Origin of the sequence: Actinoplanes flavus (assembly GCF_017592555.1) — a bacterium.
In the GTDB taxonomy this organism is placed as follows: Bacteria; Actinomycetota; Actinomycetes; order Mycobacteriales; family Micromonosporaceae; genus Actinoplanes; species Actinoplanes flavus.
On sequence record NZ_JAGFNS010000004.1, the window covers coordinates 272,848 to 292,844 of the forward strand.

A 19,997-nucleotide genomic window follows, 5' to 3' on the forward strand; every position below is an offset into this window, starting at 1 on the left:
CTCGGCGACGATGACCGGATGGACGACAGCCGGGCGCTCACCCTCCAGGCCATCGCGATCCTGCGGAACCCGGGGCGTACCCCGGACCGCGCCGCCCTGGACACCGCCATCGACCTGCTGCGCCAGGCGCTGGCCGGAACACCGGCGGACAGCCCCGATCGCGCCGGCGGCCTGGCGAACCTGAGCGGCGCCCTGCACCAGCGGTTCACCGCCTTCGGCGATCCCGCCGACCTGGACGCCTGTGTGGACTACGGGCAGGCCGCCGGGGACGCGGCGAAACCGGGCAGTGACGCGTACGCGATCTCCCGTACCAACCTCGCCGCCTCGCTACGGCTGCGCTTCGACCGGCGGCAGGACCCGGCCGACCTGGAACGGGCCATCGAGACCGGACGCGACGCGGTCCGGGCCACCCGCGACGACGATCCACGCCTCGCGGTCCGGCTGGCCAACCTGGCCAACGGCCTGCGCACCCGGGCCGAGGAGACCGGCGACCCGCGCGACATCCACGAGTCCGCCGAGCTGGCCGCCGACGCCTACCGGCGGTGTCCGGCCGGTGATCCGAGCCGCCCCGCGATCGCGTCGAACGTCAGCATGAGCCGGTACGCCCGATATCGCGCCACCGGTGACCTCACCGACCTGGAGGCGGCCGTCGCCGCCGGCCGCGAATGCCTCGCCCTCGGCCCCGGCCCCTCCGTGGCGGCGGCGATCCGGCTGTCCAACACCGCCCTGATGCTGCGGGACCTCGGGCGCCACACCGGCAGCACGGACCGGTGCGCCGAGGCGGTGACGATGGCGGAACGCGCCGCCGACCTGGTCGAGCGGGTGGGCGTCGAACACCCCGCGAACCGGGTCTCGGTGCGGCAGACGGCCGGCGTCGCCCGCCTCGAACACTTCGAGCGCACCGGCGACCCGGCGGACCTGGACGCCGCGTCACGCTGGGCGCGCGCGGCCGTCGAGGCGGCCGCCACGCTCGGTCCCTCGGGCCCGGTCGTGGCCCGGGCCTGGCACCACCTGAGCAACGTCCTGCAGGCGCGAGCCGAGGCGCTCGGCGACACCAGCGGCCCGGACGGCGTGGACGCCGCGGTTCGCGCCGCGGAGACCGCGGTGGCGGCGGCCCACGAGCGCTACCCGGAGCGGCCCGCGCTGCTCACCACCCTCAGCGCGGCCCACCGGCTGCGGTACGAGGAACACGGGACGGCCGCCGACCTCGACCACGCCGTCGCGCACGCGCGTACCGCGCTGCGTCTCGCCGGTGACCGGATCCGGTCGCGCCGCACCGCCCTTGCCACCCTGGGTGTGGCCCTGCAGTCCCGGTTCGAGTCCGGCGCGCCGGACGGCGACATCGCCGAGGCGGTCACCGTGCTCCGCGAGGCCGCGACCACCACCTCCGGCCGCGCCAACCTGGCCGCGGCGCTGTTGCGGGCGTACACCGTGCGCCGGGAACGCGCGCTGCTCGACGAGAGCATCGCGACGGCCGACCGGGCGGTGGCCGAATCGGCGGCCGGCGACCGCTGGCTGCCGGCCCGGCTGAACACTCTGGCCATGGCACTGCGGGAACGCGCCGAACGCGACGGCAGCCGCACCGACGCGGACGCGGCCGTCGACCGGGCGCGGCAGGCGACGGCCGCGGCGGGTCCGAGCGCCGGCCAGCGACGGCCGGCGCTGGCCGGCCTGGCGGTGGCGTTGCAGACCCGGTACACGGTGACGGCGGCCGCGAGCGACCTCGACGACGCGATCCAGGCCGGGTGGGAGGTTCTCGCCGGCCTTCCCGCCGACCACCCGGACCGGCCCCGCTACCTCGGCAACCAGGGCAGCGCGCTGCACGAACGGTTCACCGCCCGCGGGTCGGCCGCCGACCTCGCCGCCGCGGTGTCCTGCCTGCGTGACGCCGTGGACGCCACCCCGGACAACGACCGGGACGTCCCCGGCCGCCTCGGCAACCTCTCCGCGGCGCTGCGCGAGGCGGGCGACGCCGACGGAGCCGCGTCCGCCGCACGCCGGGCCGCCGGTCTCGTGCCGGCCGGTGACCGCGAGGCGCCCCGCTTCGAGGAACTGCTCGCCCTGGCACTGGAGCATCTGGGCCGGCTCGACGAGGCTCGCCGGCATTTCGCCGCGGCGATCACCGCGACCGCCGCGGAGGACCGCGCCGACCGGCGTTCCAACCAGGGCGGCCTGTTCATCCGGATCTTCGACCGCACCGGCGAGGCGGCCCACCTGGACGAGGCGGTCGCGGCGGCCCGCGAGGCGGCGCGGATCGCCCGGCCCGGCGATCCGCGCCGCCTGATCTACCGGTCCAACCTGGGCGTGGCGCTCATGCGCCGGCACGGCGAGACCGCCGATCCGGCGGACATGGCCGAGGCCGTCGCCAACTTCCGCGAGGTGGTGGCGAGCACGATCACCCCCACAGCGGTACGCGCGGCGGCCGGCCGTGGCTGGACCATGCTCGCCGCGGACCGCGCCGACTGGGCCGACGCCACCACCGCCGCCCGCCACGGTCTGGAGCTGGCCGCCCGGGCCGCCGACCGTGGCGTCGCCCGCTCCGACCAGGAACGCCTGCTGGCGCCGAACCAGGGGTTCGCCTCCCTGGCCGCCGCCTGCGCCCTCAACGCCGGGGACCGTGCCGAGGCGATCGAACTGCTGGAAGCCGGCCGAGCCGTCCTGCTGGCCCGCTCCCTGGACCTGCGCACCGACCTGACCGCCCTCGCCGTCCTGAATCCCACTCTGGCGGCCCGTCTCGCCGATCTGCGAGCCGGCCTCGACACCCCACCCGTCTCCCCGATCACACCCCCGGCCGTCTGATCGTCCACCGCCCGGCCATCTCAGCGGGCGGTGGCGTAGAGGGCCAGGACCTGGTCGGCGACGCAGGCCGGGCGGGTGACGCCCTCGATCTCGGCCCGGGTGCGGACCACCAGGCGAGCGCCGCCGTCGATCCGGCGGAAGTCGCGGAGGGTGACCAGGCCGCGCAGGCGGGAGCCGGCCGGAACCGGCGTCTGGAAGCGGACCTTGTCGAAACCGCCGTTGACCACCAGCGAAACGCCATCGACCTGGACCACCTCGGTCAGGAACGTCATGCACAGCGACAGGGTGAGCGCGCCGTGGGCGATCGTGCCGCCGAACGGGCTCTCCCGGGCGGCCCGCCGCGGATCGGTGTGGATCCACTGATGGTCGCCGGTCACCTCGGCGAACCGGTCGATGCGGTCCTGATCGACCGGATGCCAGTCGCTCACCCCGAGGTCGGTGCGGTCGAGCAGGTCGTCGATGCCGGTGAAGCGGGTCATGGGGCTCCTCGCGACGTGGGCAGATTGTGCAGTGATCGGGGCTCCAACCTAAGGGGCCCGGGCACATCGCCCTGTCCGGGATGGAGACGGTGCGCACCCGTCCCGCGCCGGTGATCCTACGGAGACTGCCTGTCGCTCCGGTCGAGCCGACGGATCAGTTGCCGCGCTTCGCCGGCGCGGCCCAGCCGGTGGAGGATCTCGGCGTGAGCGCGGATGAGCTGCGGCAGGTGGGAACGCCCGGCGGGTGACCGGCACATGTCGATCACGTCGGTGACGGTTTCCAGTGCACGTGGCAGGTCGCCACCGGAGGCCGCGCATATCGACGCGTAGTTCGCGGTGGACTTCGCGAGCGCGCCGAGGTGTGCCGCCGGATTCTCATCAGCCAGCCGACGGTGGATGCCCACGGCTTCCTCGGCGAGGGCTTCGGCGAGCTTCCGCTGTGGCCAGCCCCACCGGTACTGATAGACCGCGAGGTCGGTCAGCGAACTGGCCAGAACGGGTAGGAACGTGGCCGGTTCGGTCTCGGCCATCTGCCGGTTGACGGCGACGGCCTCCTCGGCGGCCTCGATCGACCGGGCCGCCTGCCACCATCCGCCTTCGGCCCGATGGGCGGCGAGCGTGGACAGGGACACGGCGAGGGCGGGCAGGAAGGTGTCCGGATCCGTTTCCGCCAGTCGCCGGTGGATGGCCACCGCCTCCTTCACCACCACCCGTGCCCGCTTCCGGCGGCCCTGTTCGTGCCGGACGACGGCCAGGTCGTGCAGGTAGCCCGGTAGCCCGGACAGGAAGAGTTCCGGCTGTGCCCCGGCCATTCTCCGACGGAGGTCGACGGCTTCCTCGGCGGCGGTCGCCGCTTCGCGCCCACGCCCCAGGGCGACCAGGAGCCGCGCGACCTGACGGAGACGCTCCGAGAGGCCGGGAAGATAGGCGTCGGGAGCAGCCTCGGCCAGCCTCCGGTAGATCGCCACGGCTTCCTCGGCAAGACCCAGCGATTCCTGCCAGCGGCCGAGCCGGGACGACGCCATCTCGAAGCCGGCCAGAGCCGCCGCGAGCGCGGGCAGGTGAGCGTCGTGATCCACCTCGACGAGCCGCCGGAGGACGGCTACGGCCTCGGCGCCCACGTCGAAGGAGTCCTCGTGACGGTTCAGTTCGCCGAGCAGGACACCGAGGCCGGTCAGCGACGCCGCCAGCTCGTGCAGGTACCCACCCGGGTTCACCCGGGCGAGCTCGCGGCGGACGGTCACGGCCTCCTCCAGTCGCTCGAGGGCTTCACCGTGGCCCATGGCGCCCTGATACATCCCGAGAGCGGACAGCGATGTGGCGAGCGCGGGCAGGAAGCCACCCGGATTCGTCTCAGCCAGCCTCCGGAACAGCTCGGTGCCCTCCTCAGCGGCCTCCAGGGCCTCCGCGAAGCGCCCCTGTTCGGAGTGGGCCTTGCTCAGGTTCGTGAGCGCCATGGCCAGGGTCGGCCGGTGGGCTTCCGCGCTGGTTTCTATCAGGCGGCGGGCAATCGCGGTGGCCTCCTGGGCGGTATCCAGGGATTGCTGCCGGCGCCCGAGAGCGGACAGCGGGGTGACGAGATTGTTCAGTGCGGTGACGAGAGCGGGAAGGTGGGCGTGTGGGTTCACCGTCACCAGCCGCCGGTACAGCTGGACGCCCTCGTCGCCCACCTCGACGGCCTCCTTCGATCGGCCGAGCTGCCCCAGGTTGAGGCTGACGGCGCCCAGGGCCAGGGCAAGCATGGGCAGGTGAGCGGCCGGATTGGTCTCGGCCATCCGCCGGCAGATCGCCGCCGCCTCCTCCGCCGTGCTCAGGGCGCGCTCGCGGTGTCCCTGCGCGGCCAGCGAGGTGGCGAGGTTCGTCAGCGATACCACCACACCCGGCAGATGGCCGTCCGGGTTGACCTCCATCAGTCGCCGGAAGGCTGCGACGGCCTTCTCGGTGACGTCCAGGGCACGTTCTGACTGGCCCATGCCGAGGAGGAACTTTCCGAGGTTGGCCGATGATGCCGCGAAATCGGGCAGCCACGAAGTGGGGTTCGTCTCGACGGCCCGATGGAACAGCTCGGTTGCCTCCTCCGCCGCTGCGAGCGCCTCGGGCCAGCGGCCCACTTCGGCTTGGAGGTTCGCGGACCAGGCCAGTGCGCTTGCATAACCGGGGGCGAATTCGTTCGGGTGGGTTTCCGCCAACCGCCGGAAGGCCACCACGGCCTCCTCATTCAGGCTCCGCGCCTTGTCTCGGTTGCCCAGACCGTACAACGCCATGCTGAGCACGACCGACGACGCCGCGTATTCGGGAAGGAAGGCGCCGGGATTGACATCGACCATCCGCTGGTAGGACTGGTGCGCCTCCTGGGCGGCGGCCAGCGCCTCCGGCCAGTGCCCCATCTCGGTCAGGGCATCGGCGTAGGCCATCGACGACCTTGCGAAGTAGGGCAGATCGTCGTCCGGGTTCACCTCGGCGAGTCTCCGGAAGATGACCACGGCTTCCTTGATCGCGGCCACGGCCTCCCCGGAACGGCCGGTTAGCAGCAGCCGACGGCCGTGGGCGAGATGGATGTCGGCTCGCTCGGCGGGCTCGTCGGTGGCGGCGAGGCGGTGCCGGGTCAGGCGGGTGGTGATCGCGGCTGCGGCGACGTCGAGGTCGGTGTGCGGAGCGGCGGGCAGCAGCGCGTCGATCGCCTCGAGCACCGCCGGATCGATGCCGGGGATGTCCGCGAGGCGGGTGAGTGCGGCCCCGCCCGCATCGAGGGCCAGGCGCGGACTGTCGAGCAGCAGCGGGCCGAGAATCCGGTCGGCGACGTGCGGCCAGCGGTGCGCGGTCTCGATGAGGACCGTGACGGCGCCCGGCGTCCAGGCCGGCCGCGTGTCTCCGGCGGTGAGGAGGGCGGCCGGGGCGGTCAGCGCCCAGTCGTCGGTGAGGCCCGTGTGGTGCCCGTGGCCGGGAGTCGTGAGGCCGATCAGGTCCTCGCCGAGCCGGTCGGGACGCAGTGGCTCCAGCACGGTGCCCGGATCCGTGGCGGGGTGGCAGGTGAGGTGGTCGTCGATGAGCTGATCGGCGGCCGGGGTGGTGCCGGCCAGGCCGGCCAGGCCGGCCCGGCCGAGGACGTCGCGTGCGGCGGGCCGGGACAGCGGCCCGGTCAGGGTCGCCGCGTAGGTGGTGCGGTGCATCATCCGAGGTGGGGTGGGCGTTCGCCGCCAGGTGTCGGCTTCGCGGCGCAGCAGGTACGCCGAGATCGCGTGTGGCTCGGCCGGGACCCGGTGGCCGTGCCGGTGGGCGTCGACCGTGGCGAGAGCGGCCATGTGCACCGCCAGCACCTGGGCGTACCCGGGCCGGTCGAGGCCCGGCGGTGGGGTCCAGTCGCCGCCGTCGAGGTCGAGGGCGGCGGCGAAATGTGCCGCCGCGGTGCGGAACAGCCCACCGCGGTCCAGCGCCGCCGGAAGGGCAGGAAGCGGAAGGTCGTCGGCGGTGACGCCGAGATCGCTGTCCAGCCGGGCGGTCACGGCGGGCCACCAGTACCCCACCGAGCGGGCGAGCAGCAGCACCCGGATCGTCAACGGCGTCCGTACGGCGACGTTGGCCAGGTCGCCGAGCAAGGCCAGCAGGTGCGACGGCGGCCATCGGTCGGCGTAGTCCAGCACGATCAGGGCCCGCCCGGCGGCGGGCAGCGCCACCCGGCTCGGCGTGGTGACTCCCGGCGTGCCGGTGTGGGCGGCCCGCCACACGGCCCAGCCGCGCTCGGCGCAGCGGGCGGCGAACTCCAGCGCCAGCCGGGTCTTGCCCTGGCCGCCGGCGGCGTGCACGAGACGCACCGGCCCCGCGTCGCCGTCCGCCCACGAATCCAGCCCGGCCAGCCAGTCGTCGCGCCCGGCGAACGGCACGATCCGATGGCGGGGCAGCAGCAGCCGGCTGGGCTGGGTCCGGGCGGCGGCCGGCGACAGCGGTTCGGCCGCCACCCGCAACGGCTCGACCCGGTACGGCGGAAGTGCCCGAGGGCGGATCGTGACGTCGCCCGCGACTCCGCTGATCAGGATCACGTCGCCGAACACCAGGCTCCCGGAGACCACCTGTTCCGGCGTCGTCCCGCTCGTCATCCCGCCATAGTGGACCGCGTCATACGCCCCGGGCCATCGGTCCATCGGGTCGGCGGCCGGTCCGGATGGTGGTGTACGACAGAACGGCGAATGCTGGGCAGATTGTGCAGCCGAAAGGCGTACCGGAAAGTAGATTTGGGCAGTTTGCCTTTGCCGGAATGGACTTGTTGCGCACTGAGGACTCCCTTAGCAGGCTGCCTTCCAACAGCAGCCCGCGGAGAAGGGAGCAGGATGTCTGTCAACGACACGCTGACCGATGAGGAGAAGCTCGCCGAGCTTGACCTCGCCACTCTCAAGCAGTTGGTGGGGCTCGTCGAGTACGACTCCGCCGGCGACCCCTTCCCGGTCACCGGGTGGGACGCGATCGTGTGGGCGGTCGGCAACGCCACCCAGACGGCGCACTTCTTCCAGTCCGCGTTCGGTATGGAGCTGATCGCGTACTCGGGGCCGGAGACCGGCAACCGTGATCACATGGCGTATGTGCTCAAGAGCGGCGCCATCAAGTTCGTCATCAAGGGCGGCGTGGACCCGGACAGCGAGATCATCGCCCACCACGCCCGCCACGGTGACGGCATCACCGACATCGCGCTGACCGTGCCGGACGTGGACAAGTGCGTCGAGCACGCCCGCGCCCAGGGCGCCATCGTGCTGGAGGAGCCGCACGACGTCTCCGACGAGTTCGGCACCGTCCGGATCGCCGCCATCGCCGCGTACGGCGAAACCCGGCACACCCTGGTGAACCGGACGCACTACACCGGCCCGTACCTCCCGGGTTTCGTGGCCCGGACCTCGACGCACCGCAAGCGCCCCGGCGCGCCGAAGCGGATCTTCCAGGCGCTGGACCACATCGTCGGCAACGTCGAGCTCGGCGCGATGGACCAGTGGGTGGACTTCTACAACCGGGTCATGGGCTTCACGAACATGGCCGAGTTCATCGGCGACGACATCGCCACCGACTACTCGGCGCTGATGAGCAAGGTGGTGGCGTCCGGCAACCACCGGGTCAAGTTCCCGCTCAACGAGCCGGCGCTCGGCAAGAAGAAGTCGCAGATCGACGAGTACCTGGAGTTCTACCGCGGCCCCGGCGCGCAGCACCTGGCGCTGGCCACCAACGACATCCTGCAGGCCGTCGACGCGCTGGTCGAGGAGGGTGTCGAGTTCCTGGCGACGCCGGACTCCTACTACGAGGACCCGGAGCTGCGGGCCCGTATCGGCAATGTCCGGGTCCCGATCGAGGAGCTGCAGAAGCGCGGCATTCTGGTAGACCGGGACGAGGACGGCTATCTGCTGCAGATCTTCACGAAGCCGATCGGCGACCGGCCCACCGTCTTCTTCGAGCTGATCGAGCGGCACGGGTCGCTCGGTTTCGGCAAGGGCAACTTCAAGGCGCTGTTCGAGGCGATCGAGCGCGAGCAGGCCAAGCGCGGCAACTTCTGACCTGATCGGGAGGGTCCCATGGCGCACTACCAGAGGGCGGGCGACATCCCGGCCAAACGGCACACCCAGCACCGCGACGGCGACGGGCGGCTCTACTACGAGGAGCTGATGGGGGAGGAGGGCTTCTCCTCCGACTCGTCGCTGCTGTATCACCGGCACGTGCCGTCGGCGGTGATCGGCGCCCGCCTCTGGCAGTTGCCCGACCAGTCGACCGAGCCGAACCAGCCGCTGCTGCCCCGGCACCTCAAGCTGCACGAGTTGTTCGAGGGCGAGGAGTGGAAGTCCTGTGACGCGATCCGTGACCGGCGTCTGGTTCTCGCCAACGCCGACGTCCGGATCGGGTACGTGGTGGCCGGCGCCGCCTCCCCGCTGTACCGCAACGCGACCGGCGACGAGTGCGTCTACGTCGAGGCGGGCGCCGGCACCGTGGAGACGATCTTCGGGGACCTGACCGTCGGGGCCGGCGACTACGTGATCATCCCGCGGGCGACCACCCACCGGTGGGTGCCGTCCGGGACCGAGCCGCTGCGGCTGTACGCGATCGAGGCGAACAGCCACATCGCGCCACCGAAGCGGTACCTGTCGCGATACGGGCAGTTCCTCGAACATTCGCCGTACTGTGAACGCGATCTGCGTACCCCGGATGCTCCCCATGTCGTCGAGGGGGAGAACGTCGAGGTCTACATCAAGCATCGCGGCGACGGGCCGGGCGGCCTGGCCGGAACCGTGCACGTGCTGCCGCATCACCCGTTCGACGTGGTCGGCTGGGACGGCTGCCTGTACCCGTACGCGTTCAACGTCGACGACTTCGAGCCGATCACCGGACGGGTGCACCAGCCGCCGCCGGTGCACCAGGTCTTCGAGGGCAACAACTTCGTGATCTGCAACTTCGTGCCACGGAAGGTCGACTACCACCCCCTCGCGGTGCCGGTTCCCTACTACCACTCGAACGTCGACTCGGACGAGGTCATGTTCTACGTGGGCGGCGACTACGAGGCACGCAAGGGATCCGGCATCAACATCGGCTCGGTGTCGCTGCACCCGGGCGGCCACTCGCACGGACCGCAGCCGGCCGCCATCGAGGCCAGCCTGGGCGCCGAGCGATTCGACGAACTGGCGGTCATGGTCGACACGTTCCGGCCACTCGGCCTGGGCGAGGCGGGACGCCTCTGCGACGACGGCGTCTACGCCTGGACCTGGGCGAAGAACCGATGAACCCGCTGTTCACCGGCCTGTTCGACGACGCCGCGATCTTTCCGCCCGGCAATCTGCCGATGGCCGATGCCGTTGCGGCCCACCGGGAGCGGGCGGAATCCGGGTTGGCGCCGCTTCTCGGCCCGTTCATCTGCTCGCTGGCCCGCTGGGACGAACTGGTCGCCGCCACGGCCGGCGGGCCGCGGTTGCGGGTGTCGCTCGTCGTTCCCGATCTCGGGGCTGACCTGCCCGAACACCCCTCGGTGGAGATCGTCGCGGTGGAGGGCCCGGCCGCGTCCGTCAACGGCGGTACGCTCACCGCGTACCACGAGATCGCCTGCGACGAGATCACCGCGACGCGCGTCGCGGCTCTGCGCGACGCGGGCGTGCGATTGAAGATCAGGACCGGAGGGGTACGCGCGGACGCGTTCCCCACGGAGAAGCAGCTGGCCGGTGCCCTGTGGGCGGCGGTGCGCGGCGGGCTGGCGTTCAAACTGACCGCCGGGCTGCACGATCCTGTCAGGCACCGGGATCCCGCCACCGGGTTCGAGCACCACGGCTACCTCAACGTCATCCTGGCGACCGCCCGCGCCCTGCAGGGTTACGACATCGAACGGGCGCTGGCCGACCAGGACGGCGAACGGGTCGCGGCCGCCGTCGCCGGGATCGACGAGGTCCTGGTCAAGGCGGTCCGGCACCACTTCGTCAGTTTCGGTACGTGCAGCATCAGCGAGCCGGTCGGCGGCCTGCTGCGTTTCGGCCTCCTGGAGGATCCGCGTTGACCTGGCTCGACATTCCGGCCGGCCATCCGTTCGGCGTCGCCACCCTGCCGTACGGGGTGTTCCACACCGCGGCCGACCCGCACCCGCGCGTGGGTGTCGCGGTCGGTGACCAGATCATCGACCTGCCGGCGGCCTGCCGCCGTCTCGCCCCGGAACTGGCCGGCGCGGTGGCCGGCCCGGCGCTGGACACGCTGCTCGCCGCGGGCCCACGGGTGTGGGCGACGCTGCGCGGCGCGCTGACCACCTGGCTGTCCGACGAGGTGTACCGGGATCTGCTCGGCGGCCACCTGATTCCCGCCAGCGACGCGATCATGCACCTGCCGTTCACGGTCGCCGACTACGTCGACTTCTACGCCTCCGAGCAGCACGCCACCAACCTGGGCAAGATGTTCCGGCCCGGGCAGGAGCCGCTCACCCCGAACTGGAAGCACCTGCCGATCGGCTACCACGGCCGGGCCGGGACCGTGGTGGTGTCCGGAACCGAGGTGGTCCGCCCTTCCGGCCAGCGCCGTTCGCCGTCCGGGGAGATCACTTTCGGTCCCTCCCAGCGGCTCGACATCGAGGCCGAGCTGGGGTACGTGGTCGGCCGCCCGTCCACGCTGGGCCGCCCCGTCGCTCTGGAGGCGTTCGACGAGCACGTCTTCGGCGTGTGCCTGGTCAACGACTGGTCCGCCCGCGACATCCAGGCCTGGGAGTACGTGCCGCTCGGCCCGTTCCTCGGCAAGTCGTTCGCCACCTCGATCTCACCGTGGATCGTGCCGCTGGCCGCCCTGGAGCACGCCCGGGTGGCGCCACCGGCCCGGACCGTGCCGCTGCTGCCCTACCTCGACGACGAGAAGACGCCGCTGTGGGGCCTGGACATCCGCCTGGAGGTGCGGCTCAACGGCCACGTCGTGGCCCGGCCGTCGTTCGCGGGCATGTACTGGACCGGCGCGCAGATGCTGGCCCACCTCACCGCCAACGGCGCCTCGCTGCGCACCGGCGACCTGTACGCCTCCGGCACGATCAGCGGCGGCGAGCCCGGCTCCCTGATCGAACTGTCCTGGAACGGTCAGCAGCCGCTGACCCTGCCCGACGGCTCGGTCCGCACCTTCCTGGCCGACGGCGACGAGGTGGAGATCACCGCGACCGCCCCCGGCCCGGACGGCACGCTGATCGGCCTCGGCACCGTCCGCGGCCGGATCAGCGCCGGCTGATCAACTCCATCGACCCGGCCGGCGGGACAACCCGCCGGCCGGACCATTCCTCAGACCGATTTCTGGTACGCGCGGAACGTGCGCGTCGACAGCAGCAGCATCGCGACCGCCGCCGCCAGCAACCATCCGCCCCGGATCAGCACGGTCTCCCCGTCCGGATCGGTGCTCATCGCCGCCCGGGCCGCGTCGAGCGCCCAGTTCACCGGATTGGCCGCCGCCACCGTCCGCATCCATTCCGGCATCAGCGTCTCGGCCATGAACGCCGACGACAGGAACGTGAGCGGCAACAGCAGCATCGAATTGATGCCGATGATCGTCTCCCGTTGCCGGGCCAGCATGCCGATCGTGTTGGAAAGGGCGCTGAAAATCGTCCCGAGAAGGATCGCCGCCAGGGTCAGAACCGTCAGCCCGGCCGGCCCGCCCGGGTATTCGGCGCCCGCGACCAGCCCGAGCAGAATGATCGCCACCACCTGCACGGTGGTGCTCAGCGCCTGCTCGACGACTGCCGCGTTCATGATCGCGCTGCGGGCGACCGGCGTGGTGAGCAGCCGGTTCATGGTGCCGCGTTCGATCTCCTCGAGCATGCCCATGCCGGCCCACATGTTCGACGACACCGCGGTCATCACCACCACGCCGGGAACCAGGTAATCCAGATAGGAGGCCGCCCCGAAATGGGGAAGCTCGACCACCCGGCGGAACAGATTGCCGAACAGGAACAGCCAGATCGCCGGCTGCACCAGCAGAATCAGCACGAACGCCGGCTGCTTCACCAGCACTTTCAGCCGCCGATTGGTCATCCAGAAGGTGTGCGAGACGAGCGTCGTCACGCCGCGAACCGCCTTCCCGCGTGGCGTAGATACACATCGTCCAAGGAGGGCCGGGCGACGGTGACGGTCGCGACGCCCACTCCGGCGGATTCGAGGGCGGCCAATGCGGCCGGAACCGCCGCCGCGCCGTCGTCGGCCCGGGCGCTCACCAACCGGCCGTCGAATGAGACCTCCCGCAAACGGGTGACGGTCCCGATCGCCTGCCGCGCCCGCGGCTCATCGGCGGCTTTCGCCAATTCCAGGTGTACGGCGTCGCCGCGCAGTTCACCTTTCAGTTCCGCCGGCGTCCCCTCGGCGACGATCCGCCCGCCGTCGACGATGGCGAGCCGGGCGGCCAGCCGGTCCGCCTCGTCGAGATAGTGGGTGGTCAGCAGGATCGCCATCGACTCCTCGGTGGCGAGCCGCCCGATCTCCGCCCACATGGCGCCACGCACCTCGGGGTCGAGCCCGGTCGTCGGCTCGTCCAGGAACAGCACCTCGGGCCGGTGCACCAGGGCCATCGCGACATCGAGGCGCCGTTGCATGCCACCCGACCAGCCGCGCACCACCCGACCGGCGGCGCCCGTGAGGTCGAAGCGTTCCAGCAGGTCGTCGACGCGGGAACGGAGCGCGCGTCCCCGTACCCCGAAGAGTCTGCCCTGAAGGGCGAGATTGTCGCGGCCGGAAGCCATCGGGTCGAGGCCGGAACGCTGCGCGACCACGCCGATGGCGCGCCGCACCCGGTCGGGGTGGCGCAGCACGTCGTGGCCGGCGACCGTGGCGGTGCCGGAATCCGGCCGGGCCAGCGTCGTCAGGATCTTGACGGTGGTGGACTTGCCGGCGCCGTTCGGGCCGAGCAGCCCGAACACCTCGCCGGCGCGGACGGTCAGCGAGAGCCCGTCGAGGGCCCGGACGCCGCCGGGATAGGACTTGCCGAGGTTATGCGCGGTGACGGCATCTGTCATGGGGACTCCATGCGGACGGCCGCGGTCCCGGTCCCGGCTATCCTCGATGCTGCGACACGCCTCGGATGCGCCGGCCCGTTCCCGCGGATCGGTGTGTTGGGGTGGCGGTTTCCGGATCGGGTGTTCCCGCACCCGGTCCGGAATCCGTCGTTTCTCCCGGATTCCGCCAACGGCGGCTCCGGGAACCCGGTTCACGCCTATGGCGGTTCCGGGAATCCGGTCTCCGCCTACGGCGGCTCCGGAAAACTCGTGAAGTCCGGCGTCTCGCCGGTCTCGTGGAAGTGCCGCCACAGGTCGAGGCCGCCGAGTGTGCCGTCGCGCAGCTCCTTGAGGAGCCGTTCGATCCAGGCCGCCTCGGCCTCCCGCATGGCCAGCTGGAACTCGCCCTCGACCAGGAAGACGCGGGGCACCTCGTGGGCGGCGCCGCGCAGGTCGGAGCGCTGCGAGTCGTTCTCCACGGTGAGCACGCTCAGCCGCTGCTCCAGCAACTCGATGACCTCGTCGGGCGGCAGGACGCCGATCACCGACAGCGCCGTCTGCAGGCGCGGGAACTCGCGGGCCGGGTGGCCGACCAGCTCCCGCAGCCAGTCCTTCATCTCCTCGCGGCCGGCGTCGGTGAGCCGGTAGACCGTCCGCTCGGGGCGGCGACCGGCCCGGACGGTCTCGGCCGCCTCGATGAAGCCGTGCTTCTCCAGGTTCTGCACGACGGTGTAGAGCGAACCCCACTGGATCTTGAGGTCCTGGTCCTTGTTGCGGGCGCGCAGGTGGGCGGCGATCTCGTACGGGTGCAGCGGCGTCATCGAGAGCGTCGCCATGATGTGCAGCCCGAGCAGGTTGCCCACCTTCCGTCGCTGCGCCATCCCCACTCCTCGCCGCCGTAATACTCGGGTACGAGTATTACGCATCCGAGTGTGAAAGCAAAGTCGAGAATCGCTGTGACGACCGTGTGACCGTCGCCGTCGTAGGCTGGCGGCGAACGGCGGAGGTGGCGTGGTGAGAGTCCTGGTGGTCGAGGATCAGATCCGCCTCGCCGACTCGGTGGCCCGGGTGCTGCGCCGCGAGGGCATGGCCGTCGACGTGGCCTACGACGGAACGGTCGCGCTGGAACGCGCCGCCGAGACCGACTACGACGTCGTCGTGCTCGACCGTGACCTGCCCGGCGTGCACGGCGACGACGTGTGCGGCGAGCTGATGCGCGAACCGCAGCGCACCCGGGTGCTCATGCTGACGGCGGCCGGGACGCTCGCTGACCGGGTGCTCGGCCTCACCATGGGCGCCGACGACTATCTGCCCAAACCTTTCGCGTACGCCGAGCTCGTCGCCCGGATCCGCGCCCTGGGCCGCCGCACCCAGCCCGCCGTGCCGCCCACGCTGGCGCACGGCGATCTGACGCTGGACCCGGCGCGGCGGGTCGCGACCCGCGCCGGGCGGCGGCTGCCGCTCAACCCCAAGGAACTGGCCGTCCTGGAGTATCTGCTCACCGCGCGGGGCCGGGTGGTGTCCGCCGAGGAGCTGCTGGAACGGGTGTGGGACGAGGCCGCCGACCCGTTCACCACGACGGTCAAGGCCACCATGAACCGGCTGCGCGCCAAACTGGGCGAGCCACCCGTCATCGAGACCGTGCCCCGCGCCGGTTACCGGATCTGAGAGGGGACCCTGGTGGGCTTGACGGTCCGGTTGCGGCTCACCCTGCTGTACGGCCTGCTCTTCCTGTTCTCCGGCGCGCTGCTGCTGACCATCACCTACGCCCTGGTCGCCTACAACCGGGGCGCCTCCTCGCTGTCGGTCGAGAAGTCGGCGGACGGCCGTGAAATCGTCACCGCCGTCGTGCTGGGCGACATCGAACCGGCGGCGAACGACGATCTGCCGCCGGAACTGCGCCAGGTGGTCGAGGCCGCCCAGAAGCAGGTCCGCATGGAGAAGAGCGAGATCATGCGCCTGCTCGTGGTGCAGTCGTGCGTGGCGCTCGGCGTCATGTCGGTCGTCTCGATCGGCCTCGGCTGGGTGGTGGCCGGGCGGCTGCTGCGCCCGTTGCAGACGATGACCGGCGCCATCCAGCGGATCTCGGCGCACAACGTGCACGAACGACTCGACGTCCCGGGCCCGCGGGACGAGCTGAAGAACCTCGCCGACACGGTCGACGGCCTGCTCGGACGGCTGGAATCGGCCCTCGACTCGCACCGGCGGTTCGTCGCCAACGCGGCACACGAGCTGCGTACGCCGCTGACGCTGGAACACGCCCTGCTGGAGGAGGCCGTCATCGACCCGGACGCGACGGCCGAGGACTTCCGGGAACGGTTCAGGGAGCTGATGACCGTCAGCGAGCAGCAGGCGCGCCTGCTGGAATCGCTGCTGGTGCTGGCGACCAGCGAGCGCGGCCTGGACCGCCGGGAGGGCATCGACCTGGCCGGGCCGGCCGGCGACGTGGCGCGAGCCTACGCCCGGCGCCACGGGTTCACCGTGGAGACCGACCTGCGACCGGCCCGGATCACCGGCGATCCGGTGCTCGTCGAACGCCTTCTGGCCAATCTGGTCGACAACGCGATCAGCTACAACGTGCCGGACGGGCGGGTCGACGTGACGACCGGCACCGAGGACGGCCGCGGCTTCCTGAAGGTGACCAACACCGGGCCACCGGTCCCGCCGGAGATGGTGGACCGGCTGCTCACCCCGTTCCAGCGGCTCCACCGGACCGCCGACGACGGCCACCACGGCCTGGGCCTGTCCATCGTGGCGGCCATCGCGGCCGCCCACACCGCCGACCTCTCGGTGCGTGCCCGGCCCGAAGGCGGGTTCGCCGTCACCATCCGTTTCCCGCCGGAGGATGTGCCCGTCGTGTGACCGGCCGGTGCGTAGAAATCCCGGCATGACGAACACCAGAAGGACCCGGACGGCCGCCGCGCTCCTGTGCGTGACACTGCTCTCCGGCTGCGGCGGGGTGCTGGGCGGAGCGGACGAGGACAAATTCCAGCAGGCGATGGACTACGCGAAATGCCTGCGGGAGAACGGCATCCCGAACGTGCCCGACCCGGTGCGGGAGGACCGCGGCCTCAGTCAGGAACTGCCGAAGGTCGACGACGCGGTGCTGCGCAAGGCGCAGGAGGCCTGCCGCGACAAGCAACCCCAGGGCGAGGACGACGGCGGCGGCACCGTCGATCCGGCGAAGGTCACCGCCTGGACGACATGCATGCGCGGAAAGCTGCCGAAGTTCCCCGATCCCGAGGTCGAGGGCGACACCATCAAAATCGTTCTCACCGGTACGGGCATCGAGCCCGACTCCGCGCCGTTCAAGGACGCCCGGGAAGCCTGCGACTCCCAAGACCCGGGCGGCAACACGCACTTCGAGGACCTGGACTGATGGCCTCGAAACGAACCCTGCTCGTGCTGCCGGCACTGGGTGTCACGGTGATCGCCGTCGCCGCCGGCACCGGGATGCTGGGCGGCGCCGACGACACGGCCGACGTGGCGCTCGCCGGGCCACCGGCCACCGCCACCGTGCAGAAGCGCACCCTGACCCGTACCGAGAAGGTCGGCGGCGACCTCGGCTTCGGCGACACCACCGACGTGCCGGCGCCGCTGACCGGCGGCGGCATGGTCACCTGGCTGCCCGGCGACGGTGACGTCCTCGAACGCGGCGACACCGTCTACCGCCTCGACCAGCGCAGAGTCCCGCTGCTCTACGGCACGATCCCGCTCTACCGCACCCTGTCCGCCGGCAGCGAGGGCGCCGACGTCCGGCAGCTCGAACGCAACCTGCGGGCCCTCGGCTACACCGGATTCACGGTCGACGCCGACTACACCTCGTCGACGGCGGCAGCCGTCCGCGACTGGCAGGACGACCTCGGCCGCACCGAAACCGGCCGGGTCGGACTGGGCGACGCCGTGGTGTCATCGGGGGCACGTCGCGTCGCCGAGGTCACCACCCAGACCGGCGCCGCCGCGTCCGGCGTGCTGCTGCGCTGGACCGGCACCACCCGTGTCGTCACCGTCGACCTGGACACCGACTACGCCGACCTGGTCCGCGACGGCGTCACGGCGACCGTCGAACTGCCCGACGGCGCCACCGTCCCCGCGACGGTCACCGACATCGGCACGCCCACCTCGCGGGAGAAGGGCGGCGCCACCCTGCCGGTCGAGCTCGCCGTCGCCGAGCAGCAGCGGCTGGGCCGCTACCAAGTGGCGACGGTGCAGGTCGTTCTCGCCGCCGAGACCCGCGAGGACGTGCTCGCCGTGCCGGTCACCGCGCTGGTCGCCCGGCCGGGCGGCGGTTATGCCGTGACGACCGGCGGCGACTATCTGCCGGTCACCACCGGGCTGTTCTCCGGCGGCTACGTGGAGATCTCCGGCGACGGCGTCACCGAGGGCCTCCCGGTGGGGGTGCCGGAATGACTACGCCCGTAGTCGAGTTGTCCGGAGTCTCCAAACGGTACGGTGACGTGCTCGCCCTCGACGACGCCGACCTGCGCATCGAGCGTGGGGAGCTGCTCGCCGTCGTCGGCCCGTCGGGATCCGGCAAATCGACCCTGCTGCACATCATGGGCACCCTCGACCGGCCCACCACCGGGACCCTGCACATCGACGGGTACGACGTCGGCGCGCTCAGCGACCGCGAGCTCTCGGTGCTGCGCGCCCGTGCCATCGGCTTCGTCTTCCAGCAGTTCCACCTGGCCCGTGGGGTGCCGGCGATCGACATCGTCGCCGACGGCCTGCTCTACACCGGCCGGTCACGCGCCCACCGGCGGCAGGCGGCCGAGCAGGCGCTGCACCGCGTCGGCCTCGGCCACCGGATGAAACACCTGCCGCATCAGCTGTCCGGCGGCGAACAGCAGCGGGTCGCCATCGCCCGCGCCGTCCTCGGCGATCCGCCGCTGCTCATGGCCGACGAGCCGACCGGCGCCCTCGACTCACACTCCGGAGAGACCGTGATGGCGCTGCTGCGCGACCTCAACGACGCCGGCACTACGATCGTTGTGATCACCCACGACCGCGACATCGCGGCCTCGCTGCCGCGACAGGTCCGGCTCAAAGACGGCAAGATCATTTCTGGGGTACGGGCGTGAGCGCCCCGCCGCTGGTCCCGGCCCGGATGCCGGTCGCCGACGTCATCCGGGTCGGCGGGCACGGCCTGCGCTCACGTCCCCTCCGGGTGTTCCTGTCCGCGCTGGGCATCGCGATCGGCATCGCCGCGATGGTCGGGGTCATGGGCATCTCCGCGTCCTCGACCCACGAACTGGACCGGCGGCTCAGCTCGTTCGGCACCAACCTGCTGACCGTCACGGCAGAGCCGGAGTCGCACCTGCCGACCACGGCGGTCAGCATGATCGGCGCGCTGCCCGCCGTCGACACCGTCTCGGCCGTCGGGCGCACCGGCGCGCGGGTCTACCGCAACGACCACATCCCGACCGAGCGCACCGGCGGTATCGTGGTCTACGCGGCCCGAACCGACCTGCCCACGGTGGTCGGCGCCCGTACCGTCGCCGGGTCCTGGCTCACCGACGCGTACACCGCCTACCCGGCCGTGGTGCTCGGCTGGACCGCCGCGCGATCCCTGGCCGTCTACGAGACCGGCCCCGGCCAGCTGGTCTGGCTCGGCGGCCGATGGTTCACCGTGGTCGGCATCCTGGCCCCCAACGACCTGCTCACCGACCTCGACTACGGCGCCTTCGTCGGCTGGCCGGTGGCCGAACGTGAACTCGGCTTCGACGGCTACCCGACCACCGTCTACACCCGTCCACAGCAGAGCGCGGTCACCGGCGTACAGCCGCTGCTCGGCGCCGCCGCCAACCCGGAGAACCCCGGCGAGGCCACCGTCTCCCGCCCGTCCGAGGTGCTGAAAGCCCAGCTGGAGACCCGCCGTACGCTCAACGCCCTGCTGCTCGGCCTGGGCGCGGTGGCCCTGCTGGTCGGCGGCATCGGCGTGGCCAACACGATGGTCATCTCGGTCCTGGAACGCCGCTCCGAGATCGGCCTGCGCCGCTCCCTGGGCGCCACCCGAGGCCAGATCCGCACCCAGTTCCTGGCCGAGGCGCTGCTGCTGTCCCTGCTCGGCGGCGCCGGCGGTGTCGCCCTCGGCATCGGCATCACGGCCGCCTTCGCCGCCACCCAGGGCTGGGCCGCCGTCGTACCGCCGTGGGCGATGGCCGGCGGCATGGCAGCCACCCTGCTGATCGGCGGTCTGGCCGGTTTCTACCCGGCCGTGCGCGCCGCCCGTCTTCCACCCACCGAGGCCCTGGCCAACCCTTGAG

16 protein-coding genes are annotated in these 19,997 nt (G+C 71.9%); 11 read left to right on the plus strand and 5 right to left on the minus strand.

The window, feature by feature from the left end; all coding sequences use genetic code 11:
- Nucleotides 1-18: 18 nt before the first annotated feature.
- Complete coding sequence (locus tag J5X75_RS08465) at nt 19-2,799, plus strand: hypothetical protein (protein ID WP_208466749.1); 2,781 nt, start codon at nt 19-21, stop codon at nt 2,797-2,799.
- 20 nt (nt 2,800-2,819) lie between these two features.
- Here the strand turns inward: J5X75_RS08465 and J5X75_RS08470 are convergent, their stop codons facing one another.
- Entirely contained in the window at nt 2,820-3,278 is a 459-nt protein-coding gene (locus J5X75_RS08470) for a MaoC family dehydratase (protein ID WP_208466750.1), read from the minus strand.
- Between the two features lie 116 nt (nt 3,279-3,394).
- Nucleotides 3,395-7,372 (minus strand): tetratricopeptide repeat protein, encoded by a 3,978-nt coding sequence (locus tag J5X75_RS08475; protein ID WP_208466751.1) that lies wholly within the window; start codon nt 7,370-7,372, stop codon nt 3,395-3,397.
- A gap of 231 nt (nt 7,373-7,603) precedes the next feature.
- On the opposite strand from J5X75_RS08475, the gene hppD reads away from it, so the two are divergent.
- Genes hppD through fahA form a run of 4 tightly spaced genes read left to right on the plus strand, consistent with a single transcriptional unit; the run spans nt 7,604 to nt 11,981 of the window.
- A complete protein-coding gene (gene hppD / locus J5X75_RS08480; RefSeq protein ID WP_208466752.1) occupies nt 7,604-8,809 on the plus strand; it encodes a 4-hydroxyphenylpyruvate dioxygenase in 1,206 nt (401 codons plus the stop codon).
- Between the two features lie 18 nt (nt 8,810-8,827).
- Entirely contained in the window at nt 8,828-10,024 is a 1,197-nt protein-coding gene (locus J5X75_RS08485; RefSeq protein WP_208466753.1) for a homogentisate 1,2-dioxygenase, read from the plus strand.
- Nucleotides 10,021-10,785 (plus strand): hypothetical protein, encoded by a 765-nt coding sequence (locus tag J5X75_RS08490; RefSeq protein WP_208466754.1) that lies wholly within the window; start codon nt 10,021-10,023, stop codon nt 10,783-10,785. Before J5X75_RS08485 ends, J5X75_RS08490 begins: the two co-directional genes overlap by 4 nt.
- Complete coding sequence (fahA, locus tag J5X75_RS08495; RefSeq protein ID WP_208466755.1) at nt 10,782-11,981, plus strand: fumarylacetoacetase; 1,200 nt, start codon at nt 10,782-10,784, stop codon at nt 11,979-11,981. The genes J5X75_RS08490 and fahA overlap by 4 nt, the downstream gene beginning before the upstream one ends.
- A gap of 50 nt (nt 11,982-12,031) precedes the next feature.
- Here fahA and J5X75_RS08500 read toward each other — a convergent pair whose 3' ends face one another.
- The 3 genes from J5X75_RS08500 to J5X75_RS08510 all read right to left on the minus strand — a co-directional run bounded on the left by J5X75_RS08500 (nt 12,032) and on the right by J5X75_RS08510 (nt 14,612).
- A complete protein-coding gene (locus J5X75_RS08500) occupies nt 12,032-12,808 on the minus strand; it encodes an ABC transporter permease (RefSeq protein ID WP_208466756.1) in 777 nt (258 codons plus the stop codon).
- Nucleotides 12,805-13,752 (minus strand): ABC transporter ATP-binding protein, encoded by a 948-nt coding sequence (locus J5X75_RS08505; RefSeq protein ID WP_208466757.1) that lies wholly within the window; start codon nt 13,750-13,752, stop codon nt 12,805-12,807. The genes J5X75_RS08500 and J5X75_RS08505 overlap by 4 nt, the downstream gene beginning before the upstream one ends.
- 227 nt (nt 13,753-13,979) lie before the next feature.
- A complete protein-coding gene (locus tag J5X75_RS08510; RefSeq protein WP_208466758.1) occupies nt 13,980-14,612 on the minus strand; it encodes a PadR family transcriptional regulator in 633 nt (210 codons plus the stop codon).
- Nucleotides 14,613-14,745: 133 nt separating this feature from the next.
- Here J5X75_RS08510 and J5X75_RS08515 point away from each other — a divergent pair, with 133 nt between their 5' ends.
- The 6 genes from J5X75_RS08515 to J5X75_RS08540 are packed head-to-tail and all read left to right on the plus strand — an operon-like array spanning nt 14,746 to nt 19,996.
- Nucleotides 14,746-15,399, plus strand: coding sequence for a response regulator transcription factor (locus tag J5X75_RS08515; protein WP_208466759.1), 654 nt, complete (start codon nt 14,746-14,748; stop codon nt 15,397-15,399).
- Nucleotides 15,400-15,411: 12 nt separating this feature from the next.
- Nucleotides 15,412-16,593: a sensor histidine kinase gene (locus J5X75_RS08520; protein WP_443607139.1), complete on the plus strand. Its 1,182-nt coding sequence runs from the start codon at nt 15,412-15,414 to the stop codon at nt 16,591-16,593.
- A 25-nt stretch (nt 16,594-16,618) separates the two neighbouring features.
- Nucleotides 16,619-17,110 (plus strand): hypothetical protein, encoded by a 492-nt coding sequence (locus tag J5X75_RS08525; RefSeq protein WP_208466761.1) that lies wholly within the window; start codon nt 16,619-16,621, stop codon nt 17,108-17,110.
- Nucleotides 17,110-18,141, plus strand: coding sequence for a peptidoglycan-binding protein (locus tag J5X75_RS08530; RefSeq protein ID WP_208466762.1), 1,032 nt, complete (start codon nt 17,110-17,112; stop codon nt 18,139-18,141). Before J5X75_RS08525 ends, J5X75_RS08530 begins: the two co-directional genes overlap by 1 nt.
- Complete coding sequence (locus J5X75_RS08535) at nt 18,138-18,812, plus strand: ABC transporter ATP-binding protein (protein WP_208466763.1); 675 nt, start codon at nt 18,138-18,140, stop codon at nt 18,810-18,812. The genes J5X75_RS08530 and J5X75_RS08535 overlap by 4 nt, the downstream gene beginning before the upstream one ends.
- Entirely contained in the window at nt 18,809-19,996 is a 1,188-nt protein-coding gene (locus J5X75_RS08540; protein WP_208466764.1) for an ABC transporter permease, read from the plus strand. The genes J5X75_RS08535 and J5X75_RS08540 overlap by 4 nt, the downstream gene beginning before the upstream one ends.
- Nucleotide 19,997: the final 1 nt, after the last annotated feature.

Excerpts from the sequence above, each read along its gene's own strand:
- J5X75_RS08465 (WP_208466749.1), top strand. The coding sequence starts at position 19 with ATGGACGACAGCCGGGCGCTCACCCTCCAGGCCATCGCGATCCTGCGG.
- J5X75_RS08470 (WP_208466750.1), bottom strand. The coding sequence starts at position 3,278 with ATGACCCGCTTCACCGGCATCGACGACCTGCTCGACCGCACCGACCTC.
- J5X75_RS08475 (WP_208466751.1), bottom strand. The coding sequence starts at position 7,372 with ATGACGAGCGGGACGACGCCGGAACAGGTGGTCTCCGGGAGCCTGGTG.
- hppD (WP_208466752.1), top strand. The coding sequence starts at position 7,604 with ATGTCTGTCAACGACACGCTGACCGATGAGGAGAAGCTCGCCGAGCTT.
- J5X75_RS08485 (WP_208466753.1), top strand. The coding sequence starts at position 8,828 with ATGGCGCACTACCAGAGGGCGGGCGACATCCCGGCCAAACGGCACACC.
- J5X75_RS08490 (WP_208466754.1), top strand. The coding sequence starts at position 10,021 with ATGAACCCGCTGTTCACCGGCCTGTTCGACGACGCCGCGATCTTTCCG.
- J5X75_RS08505 (WP_208466757.1), bottom strand. The coding sequence starts at position 13,752 with ATGACAGATGCCGTCACCGCGCATAACCTCGGCAAGTCCTATCCCGGC.
- J5X75_RS08510 (WP_208466758.1), bottom strand. The coding sequence starts at position 14,612 with ATGGCGCAGCGACGGAAGGTGGGCAACCTGCTCGGGCTGCACATCATG.
- J5X75_RS08525 (WP_208466761.1), top strand. The coding sequence starts at position 16,619 with ATGACGAACACCAGAAGGACCCGGACGGCCGCCGCGCTCCTGTGCGTG.
- J5X75_RS08530 (WP_208466762.1), top strand. The coding sequence starts at position 17,110 with ATGGCCTCGAAACGAACCCTGCTCGTGCTGCCGGCACTGGGTGTCACG.
- J5X75_RS08535 (WP_208466763.1), top strand. The coding sequence starts at position 18,138 with ATGACTACGCCCGTAGTCGAGTTGTCCGGAGTCTCCAAACGGTACGGT.